At 47.8% G+C, this 10,132-nt stretch carries 7 protein-coding genes; 2 read left to right on the forward strand and 5 right to left on the reverse strand.

The window, feature by feature from the left end; all coding sequences use genetic code 11:
- Window positions 1-41 precede the first annotated feature (41 nt).
- From xdhC to RTV33_RS00520, 4 genes are all read right to left on the reverse strand, one after another.
- Complete coding sequence (xdhC, locus tag RTV33_RS00505) at window positions 42-536, reverse strand: xanthine dehydrogenase subunit XdhC (RefSeq protein ID WP_312640420.1); 495 nt, start codon at window positions 534-536, stop codon at window positions 42-44.
- Window positions 529-1,416, reverse strand: a complete 888-nt coding sequence (gene xdhB / locus RTV33_RS00510; RefSeq protein ID WP_312640422.1) for a xanthine dehydrogenase subunit XdhB — start codon at window positions 1,414-1,416, stop codon at window positions 529-531. Before xdhB ends, xdhC begins: the two co-directional genes overlap by 8 nt.
- Window positions 1,417-1,432: 16 nt before the next feature.
- Entirely contained in the window at window positions 1,433-3,715 is a 2,283-nt protein-coding gene (gene xdhA / locus RTV33_RS00515; RefSeq protein WP_312640424.1) for a xanthine dehydrogenase subunit XdhA, read from the reverse strand.
- A 270-nt stretch (window positions 3,716-3,985) separates the two neighbouring features.
- The gene (locus tag RTV33_RS00520; protein WP_312640426.1) at window positions 3,986-5,260 is read right to left on the reverse strand and encodes an amidohydrolase family protein; all 1,275 of its coding nucleotides are present in this window, start codon (window positions 5,258-5,260) and stop codon (window positions 3,986-3,988) included.
- A gap of 342 nt (window positions 5,261-5,602) precedes the next feature.
- Between RTV33_RS00520 and RTV33_RS00525 the strand changes: the two genes are divergently transcribed.
- Entirely contained in the window at window positions 5,603-6,352 is a 750-nt protein-coding gene (locus tag RTV33_RS00525; protein WP_312640428.1) for a GntR family transcriptional regulator, read from the forward strand.
- 212 nt (window positions 6,353-6,564) lie between these two features.
- Window positions 6,565-7,008, forward strand: coding sequence for a hypothetical protein (locus RTV33_RS00530; protein ID WP_312640430.1), 444 nt, complete (start codon window positions 6,565-6,567; stop codon window positions 7,006-7,008).
- Window positions 7,009-7,061: 53 nt separating this feature from the next.
- On the opposite strand, the gene RTV33_RS00535 is transcribed toward RTV33_RS00530, so the two are convergent.
- Window positions 7,062-10,094, reverse strand: coding sequence for a glycoside hydrolase family 2 TIM barrel-domain containing protein (locus tag RTV33_RS00535; protein WP_312640432.1), 3,033 nt, complete (start codon window positions 10,092-10,094; stop codon window positions 7,062-7,064).
- Window positions 10,095-10,132: the final 38 nt, after the last annotated feature.

Here is a 10,132-nt window from a genome sequence, read left to right on the forward strand (position 1 = left end):
GTGTGATGCGGCTGCTTTTTACCTGTTAAGGGGGAGAATGATTATTTTACATTGTCACCTGCGTAATTGTAGGCTTCGTCTACAATACGCTCCATTGCGTTAAGGATATTATGGTAGCCTGTACAGCGGCACAGGTGACCGGAAATGAGTTTTTTGAGTTCTTCGCGGTTGTAGCGTTTGCCGGTGCCGACGATTTCGACTGCCGACATAATAAGCCCCGGTGTGCAGAAGCCGCACTGAACAGCCGCTTCCTCCACAAATGCTTTTTGAATGGGGCTAAGCTCTCCGTTGGGGCCCTTCAGCCCCTCTACCGTCATAATTCGTCTTCCCTCTGCCCACACAGTAAGGTAAATACAGCTGTCGATTGCCTCGCCGTCTACCAAAACGGTACATGCGCCGCACTCGCCTACTTCACAGCCGCGTTTTACACTGGTAAAACCCAGCTTGTATCGAAGGGTATCAACCAGCGCCTCACGCTCATCAACCATGATCTCGACTTCTTTTTCATTGACAATCAGCTTCATCAGCTTATTCATAGATGGCACCTCCTGCAAAAACAATCGCCTGCTTGAGCGCACGCCTGGACAGCTCTTCGACAAGCTGCAAACGGAACTCCTTGGATGCACGCCATGAGGTTCTGGGGTTTACCTCTGTAATGGCGGTTTTCCCCACCTGCTCAAACAGCTCGGGGGTGATTTTTTGCCCGTTCGCAAGCTTTTCTGTCTCATGGCAGCGCATGGGCACAGGCCCTGCAACACCAAATGCAAGGCGCATATCCTCAATAACGGTTTTGTCTTCGCTGAGTTTTACATTTACCGCACATCCGAGGGTAGCAATATCCATAGCATTGCGTTGTGCGTATTTAATGTAATGTCCGCCAAAGCCCTCGTAGTTATCTTTTGTAATGTAGATAGCCGTTACCAGCTCACCATGCTCAAGGTTGACCTTACCTGCGCTCTTGTAGAAATCGGCGATGGGCAGGGTGCGTTTGCCTGTCTTGCCGGTAATCTCGATGACAGCGTTCAGCGAAAACAAGGTGGAAGCACTATCCGCACTGGTGACACCGTTGCAGATGTTGCCGCCAATGGTACCTATGTTGCGGATTTGGGGGCCGCCCACCTGATCGACTGCGTTGCCCAGAATAGGAATATTTTTTTCGATAATATCGTTGTAGGTAATATGAGAGAAAGAAGTGGCAGGCTTGATGACGATGGTGCCGTCCTGCTCAAGGTAGACACCTTCCAGCTCTTTGATACCGTGGATGCTGACCAAATTGCAGCCTGCAAGCTTGCCCTCGCGAATTTTAATCAGCACATCGCTGCCGCCTGAAATAACGATCGCGGTCGGGTCAGCCAAAAGTGCATCAATCGCGTCCGATACACTCTTTGCCAGATAGATTTTTTCAATATCATACATAAGTCGTGCCCCCTTTCTAAATTAATCCGGCTTCGGTAAACTTCTCTACTAGTTTTTGCGGGTTGAGCGGCAGCGAGTTGATGCCTACACCGGTTGCATGCAGCACTGCGTTGCGGATAGCCGGGGCCGGCGGGATTGCCGGCGGCTCGCCAAGTGCTTTGTTTCCGTACGGTCCGCTTGGATCGAGCGTTTCAACAAACGCCACATGCAGTTCCGGGGTATCCATACTGGTGGGGAGCTTGTAATCGAGCAGGTTATTGTTCAGGGGTTTTCCCTTTGCATCGTAAAGCAGCTGCTCCGAAAGCGCATAGCCCAGCCCCATGCTCATTCCGCCGTGCACCTGTGCCTCGGCAAGCTTGGGGTTGATGAGCACACCACTGTCGTGTACGTTGATAATGTCAACTACATTGACCTTACCGAGCGGAATATCCACCTCAACCTCGGCAAAGCAAGCGCCAAATGCAAAGGTATTGTCTTTGCAATGGTTGGTAGCCTCAGCGGTAATGTGCACCGAATAATCAAGACTGTAGAACGCCTCCATCGCAAGCCGTTCCATGCTCAGCAGCACATCGCCGCTTTCCTTATCCACAATGTTACCGTCTGAGATATCTAGCTTTTCTACGGGTATTTTCAGCATATAGTTGGCATAATCCAGAATCTTCGCCTTAAACTGCTCAGCAGCTTTCTTAAGCGCCATGCCACTGACATAGGTTTGACGAGACGCATACGCACCGGTGTCAAACGGGGTCACATCGGTATCCTGTGTGGAAATGATGTGGATGTCTTCCAGCTTAAAGCCTATGGTTTCAGCCGCCATCTGGGTGAACACTGTATCGGCGCCCTGCCCAATTTCGGTTGCGCCCATCTGAAGCTGTGCAGAACCATCTTGATTGAGAATCAAACGGCTGCTGGCGGTTTCCAGCGAAATTGGGTATACGCCCGTTTTATAAGTGAAAATCGACATGCCTACGCCGCGGCGGATAGGGCCCGTCTGGTTGAAATATTTCTTGCGCTTCTCATCCCAGTGAATGTGCTCTTTGCCTTTTTTAATACATTCCAGCAAGCCGCTGGAATAGCAGGTAAGACCTGTAAACGGGTCTTTGTAGCCGAGCGGCATGCAGTTTTTCTCGCGGATTTCGACCGGATCGATGCCAAGTTCTCTCGCGATGTCATCCATTTGGCATTCCATTGCAAACGCCATTTGGGGTATGCCGTAACCACGCATTGCACCGCCCGAGCCAATGTTGGTGTACACGGTGTAAGCATCCGCTTTCAGCCCGATCTCATCCTGGTAGAGATAACGATAGGCATTGGTTGCATTTGCTACAATTGCGTGACCATGCGACGCATAGCCGCCCTGATTGGAGTAGGCTTCCAGCGTACGCCCTACCAGTTTTCCGTCTGGAGTAATCGCTGCCTTTGTCTTAAATGCAATGGCATGTCGTGTACGGGTGGAAACAAAGGTTTCCTCACGTGAAATCTCTAGCTTGACGCAACGCCCGCCCACCTTAGAGCAGAGGTATGCGTTGAGGGGTTCGTAAAGAACCTCCTGCTTATTGCCGAAGCCACCGCCTATGTAAGGTTTGATGACACGAACCTTGCCCCAAGGGATACCCATTGCCTGACCGATTACGCGGCGGACAATGTGGGGAATCTGCGTGGAGGACACGACAACGATTCTATCCTTTTCCATATACGCATAAGAAACTGGCGGCTCAATGTGGCAGTGCTGTACAACTTGCGTTTCATACTCGCCGTCAAAAAAATGTACACCCTCTGCTTTAAATGCCGCTTCGGGGTCACCTACCGTAAAGGAGGTATGCTTGAGTATGTTATTGGGATATTCGTCATGAACAATAGGTGCGCCCTCTTTCATGGCCTGTTCAGGGGTGAGCAAAGGTTCAAGCTCCTCGTATTCCACCTTGATACGCTTTAAGGCGCGGCTCGCTGCAACTTCATCCTCAGCCACAACCGCAGCAATATCATCACCGTAAATGCGCACGCGCTGATTGAGCAGCTTTCTATCAGATATATCCTGATGAGACTCCTCAACCGACCAGGGGTGACCGGGGGTTGGGAACTGGATATCGGGGACATCAAAGCAGGTGACGATTTTGACCACGCCGGGTACTTTTTCCGCCTCGGATGTATCCATGCTTTTGACCCAGCCGTTCGCAATGGTACTATGCAAAACCTTAGCAACGAGCATTTCTCTTTCAAAGAAGTCGTCGGTATACCGGGCGCCGCCGGTTACCTTTTCTACTGCGTCAACACGATTGATACTCTTTCTGATTGCCACGTTATCACTCTCCTAATTGTGTATCATTCAACATTTTACGAGTTTTTGTGCCTGCGAAATGCCGAACCATGAGCAGATACTTTTTCTGCTTTTTATTATACATGTATTAGTCATACTTTTCAATAGTATCTACAAATATTCGGAACATTTTTTGATTTTTCTACACACATTAGTACACATTGCACAATAATCTCTATAAAAAAGTAGCAGCCGCAAGTAGGAGAAGCTTAAATCTCTACTTGCGGCGGCTGCTTATATGAGGTTTTGTGGTTATCGGATTTGTTTGCCCTTGATAAACTTGTGAATCACATTTCGGTCATCGGAAAGGTAGATGATACGCTCGAGCCTCTGCTGAACCGAAAACTCCTCCGAGCCCTCCAGGTTGCTGTCGTCGAGCACTACCGCATCAAACTCATAACCCTCTTCAAAACTGCCAACCTTGCCCCAGAACGCTCCGCCGCCCTTGGTTGCCAAATAAAAAGCCTCGGGCACAGTAAGGGGGGCGAGGGTTTTATCTTTAAGCGCCCAGCGCAGTTTGGAAGCGCGTATTGCGTCTGCCATTGCTTTGAATATAGAAAGATCGGCACCGCCCGCGACATCGCTGCCCAAACCGACGCGCATATTGCGCTCAAGATAGGTGCGCACCGGCGCTACACCGCTGCAAATGTTCATATTGGATTGCGGACAATGCGCAATGAAAACACCGTTCTTGTCCATCAGCTCTAGCTCCGCCTCATTGGGGTGCACACAGTGCGCCATTATGGTTGGGCATTCTCCCCCAAACACACCGTATTTTTCATAGGCATCGCCGTAGCAGTGAGTATCGGGGTGGAGCTGCTGCACCCATGCAATTTCAGATGCATTTTCAGAAAGATGCGACTGCAGCGGCAGCTTGTATTTTCGCTGCAACTCGCCCAGCCCCGCCATTAGTTCATTGCTGCATGATGGAATGAAACGTGGTGTCAGCATCGGCTTACAATTTTCGTAACGGCCGACACAGCCTTTCAGCCATTTTTCGGTGGCTTCTACCGATTGTACGGTTGTTTCAATCAGGTTATCGGGGCTGTTGCGGTCCATATTAACTTTGCCGATATACGCCTGTACACCGGTTTGCTCCACTAAATCCATTAAAATATTGGTGGCAGGGACATGTAGCGTTGCGAATATGGCAGCTCGTGTGGTTGCACTGGCTGAAAGCGCGCGTGTAAAACGCCCATAGGCTTTTCTGGCGTAGGCCTCTTCGGCATATTTTGCCTCTTCAGGAAATGCGTAGGTGTTCAGCCATGGCAGCAGTTCCAAATCCATGCCCAGTGCGCGGTAGGTGTATTGGGGGGCATGAACATGCAGGTCGATAAGCCCGGGGATAATCAGCTTATTGCCGTAGTCGGTGATAGGGATACCCTCAAAGCGCGAAGGTATTGTCTCAAAGACACCAGCAACCTTTCCGTCCTCACAGATCAGATAAGATGTGGCTGCCGAAACCAGCGTATTACAATCCTGCGAGTAGATGACACTGCCCTTGAGTGCGAATGCGTTGTTGTTCATTACAGTTCCTCCGTTTCTGTCGGATGGCGGTTGCAATTTTAAGTCCGCGGGGTTTCACATTTTCCGCGGGACGTGTTGTTTTTTGTATGCATTTAGGCTATAATGAAAGATGCTTTTACATTGCAACGGAACGTTCTCATTTTTAATTATGCATATTCATTATTAGTCATACTTATTACTTTTATGATAACGTATTTTTTGAAACCTTACAAGATACATATTGCATAATATTCATTTCTGTTATTGATTCAATTATAACAGGAACAAGCGTGATTGTAAAAAAATATCTAAAATTGACTTGAGCATTGTTTGCTTTTAGTCGATGCGGGAGGAGACCTATCCATGTCGGATAACTATGAGCTGCCCCACTTTGGTGGCAAATTAATGTCTACGCAGGTAAGCGCCCTGCTCATGAAGGAACTGAAAAGCGGTATTTTTTCGAAAAGTGAAAAATTGCCCTCTGAGGTGGAACTAGCCGAGCGCCTGGGCGTATCGCGCACAGTGATTCGCGATGCACTTTCCGACATTGAGCGTGAGGGCTTTATTGAACGAGTACGCGGTATTGGCACAGTCATCTGCCGTGACATTGTAAACCTCACCAATCGCCTTGATTTAAAGCTGGAATACAATGAGCTGATTATCAATTCAGGCTATACCCCCGTTACCGATAACTTAAAGCTACGCATTGAGTATGCCGATGAGGAGAATGCAGAGCATTTAAACGTTGACGTAGGCTCAAAGCTGATTGTTTGTGAAAAGCGTATTTTGGCGGGCAATATCCCTTGCATTTATTCCATCGACTATCTCTCGTACGATCTTTTTAACGGTATAGAGTACACCGATATCGACTGGTCGCAGCCGATTTTTGATTTGCTTGATAAATATTGCGGACTGATTGTTGTTACCGATATTGCGAAGGTTACTGCCACCAATGCGGATGAATTTATTCGCGAAAAGCTGCAGGTACAGCCTAAGCAAGCGCTTATTCTGCTGGATGAGGTTGGCTTTTGTAAACTGAGCAGACCGGTGCTGCGATCGTTAGAGTTTTACACCGAATTCTTTGATTTTACTATGCTGCGTAAAAAGTTTTAAAAAATGTCCCCGATTTAAAATCGGGGACATTTTTTTATTCTAAAAGTAAAGCTTTCTCTTTATTCAATGTTTCTATTTCAGTTGCGTGGGTGCCTGCTGCCGCGTTTTTCATCACACTTTACTGACCTTTGCACCCTATGGGGCATACCATAGATTGGGTAACTATAAAAGCAACGAGATACAAAATATTAGCGATGAAAGGAGATGATCGCTTGGATCAAGACGACACCCTCAATCAGATAGTTTTAAACGGCCTATCTATACTAAGCAATACCTTTCTGCAGGCACAGGGAGACTCCTTGGATACTATAAGCTTACATTGTCACTGTATTTGCAAAGATATTAAAGAATCCATTTACATCAAAGATTTGCAATGTGTAGTTGATAGCAGCATTAGTTATGACGATATTCAGCGATTTGTTTTGGATAACAGAACGATTGTTCGAGCAGGCTATAACGTTGCCATCAAATATTCCGACAAAGAAGGCTGCGAAAAGAAAACCTATTTTAGCGGCAGTGTGCTTTTTGTGGACCTCCCCGAGCCATTTGCATCCTGCGATTTTACTGTGCATCTTTGCAATTTTAAAGTGGAAAACTATTGCACTAAAACAACGATTTCGGCACTTGCAAAATTGTACTGTAACCCAGAGCCCTGATTATCAAAGAGCAAAAATGCCTGTCATTATAATGATGACAGGCATTTTTTGTCTTACCTGCTGATGTTGGGAAGAATCGAGAACTCAAAATCGAACTGCTCTTGATCTGTTCTATATTGCGGCAGAAGCTCTGGGCCGCAGCTGTTCGAGCCAACCCCGCTTTGGAAGGCATCTATACATAAAACTGCATAGCCGCTTTTCTTTAGTAGAAAATTGTGTGATTTCGTCGTCAGTTCCTCCTGTGTATAACTGGACGCATTAAACGAAAACGGCGCTTTGCTCTTTACCGTAATCTTTACTCCATCATCATTCGCAAGTTGGACATATTCGCAGCCAAAATGGCTTCCGTTTTCCTGCGGCTTGATATAGTCCTCGTGCAAATCTGGCAGGGTGCAGCAAAAACGGGATAAGTACGATGACCTGTGCTTATCGATGTAACTTTCATTAGGCCCATACCCCAAATATTCAACCCGCTCAAGGCTTTTGGGCAGCAGAATACGCATTCCAAACCGCGGCAGATAGGGCAAGCCTGCCGTCTTATGCGCTAGGATGTGCAGCACGACCTCACCGGTCTCCCTAACAATCCAATGTGCGGTAACATCCAATATCCGCTGTACGTGTATGGCGGAAACCGATAGCCTGCTGATGATTTCAATTTGGTGCTCCTGCTGGAACCATGAGGTTTCATACACTTTAACAATAGTTCTGTCATACCCGCAAGCGCGCCACTTTTCGGCTATGTAACGGTCGTTATCGGTCGGGGCACGCCACAGGTTGTATTCAATGGGGGTTTCGAGCAGTTGAAAACCACTGAGCTCCATACCGGCAAAAGAACCTTTCGTTTTATCGTAACGGTAACAAAAGGTGTCTGCTTTTACCGTAAGACAGCGCCCGTCATCTTCACATGCAATTGCGGCATGCTCTAAATCACAGGTATCATGGGAGTAATCCGTATGCCCTTGCACCCCTTCTGAAATACAAAACTGGTCGAAGCCGAGCATATGCCCCTCCTTTACCAGTGAGGTATCGTGTTTTTGAAGGTAGATTAGCTTAAGATAGCATCTTTTGTCTTTAGGCACCGAACAGCAAAGCGTTATTTTTCCGCAGGCATGCGCTGCAATATCCCCATAGGCCTGCACCGGTATCTCACCCTTCTCCGTCACTTCTCCATCCTGCTCCAGTTCATAGGATATAGAAACGGCATCCCCCAGCGTCATAAAATCCAGCATATTTATTAGTATAAATTCGCCTGCTTTAAGGTAGTGCACCTTTGCACGAACGGGGCGCAGCACATTTTTATATTCCAGAAGCCCCGTGTGCGGGCGTCTGTCGGGGAAAACCAAACCGTCCAAGCAAAAGTTACCGTCGTTGGGGAACTCGCCGAAGTCGCCCCCGTAAAGAAACTTTTCTTTTCCATCTCCCGTTTCTCCTGCATAAACCGCATGATCGCACCATTCCCACACAAAACCCCCGCTGAACCCGTCATACTGGCACATCAGCTCAAAATAGTCCTCCAAATCACCGGGTCCGTTGCCCATAGCATGGGAATACTCGCAAAGTACAAATGGTTTCTTAGCTCCGCTGGCAGCAAAATAGTCCTTCACCTCCTGTGTCGACGCATACATTCTGCTGTAAACATCCAGCATAGAGGTGTCACACTGTTTGTTCTGTGCCCAAAAGCTGCCCTCATAGTGCAGTAGGCGCGTTGGATCGTACTGCTTTGCCCACCGCCCCGCAACCTCAAAATTGTGCCCATAGCCCGATTCATTCCCCAGTGACCAAACAATTACACTGGGGCGGTTTTTATCGCGTATTACAAGGCGCTGCACCCTATCCAGTATCGCTTTTTCAAACCGTGTATCCTCTGCGAGCAAGTGGTATGTTTCTTCGGGCGAACCGCCGTAAATTGCGGTAACCCCATGTGTTTCTACATCAGCTTCTTCTATGAGATAAAAACCGTATTCGTCGCACAGCTGTGCAAAAACAGGAGAGTTAGGGTAGTGTGAGGTGCGAATGGCATTGATGTTGTGCTGTTTCATCAGCTGTAAGTCCACCAGCATTTCTTCTTCGGTAACGGCACATCCGTTGTAAGGGCTGGAGTCATGCCGGTTCACGCCCTTCAACTTGATGTTTTGCCCATTTACAAATAGGATTCCATTTGCTACCGTGACCTCGCGAATTCCTACACTTGTCGTGATGAACTCTCCGCCCGCTTCCATAACAAGTCGGTAAAGATATGGCTGCTCGGCGTTCCATAAAACGGGGTTTTCAAGCTCGATATTGAACATGTCTTTATCCGCTGCCCCGCTGCAAATCTCTTGCCCCTGCGCGGTATACAGCGTATAGTGCACGGGAACTATCTCGCCGCTGAACGCACACTGAACTTGTATTTTCGCTGTGTTTTGTTCCTGCGCCAGCAGTGTTCTAATTGTAAAATCTCTTAAATGCTGATGTGGACGGAAAAGCAGATAGACATCTCGAAAAATTCCGGACATTCTCAGCTTATCCTGATCTTCAAGATATGATCCATCACACCACTTCAGCACCAACACAAATATGGTATTTTTACCGCTGCGAATATGGTGAGTAACATCAAATTCGCTCGTACTGTGGGAAACCTGACTGTACCCCACAAATTCTCCGTTGATCCAGAGATAAAAGCAAGAATCCACACCCTCAAAATTAAGGAAGGACACAAAGTCCTCCTTGTCCTGCGCAATCTCAAATTCACGTATGTATAATCCGCAAGGGTTTTCATCGGGAACAAATGGCGGGTCGTACGGAAACGGATAGCGGATATTGGTGTACTGGTGTGTGTCGTATCCATGATTTTGCCACACGGATGGAACGGGGATATCGGTTAAGCAGCGGGTGTCGAACTGAGGAGTAAAAAATCCGGAAGGCACATCATAAAGACTGCTGTAGTAGCCAAACTTCCACTGCCCGCTCAGAAGCTGCAGCCGGTCAGAGGCTTTCCATTTTTGTGCCATCGCTGCCTCTCTGCCCGAAAAAGGAATATAATAAGCTCTGTTTTCAGCCGTACCGATATGCAGCAGGCTGGGGTCTTGGTGGTAATGCGTGAACATCTTCTCGTCCGCCTTTCAAAACAATGTGTTCAGTGTAT

Source organism: Hydrogenoanaerobacterium sp. (assembly GCF_032017025.1).
Lineage (GTDB): Bacteria > Bacillota > Clostridia > Oscillospirales > Ruminococcaceae > Hydrogenoanaerobacterium.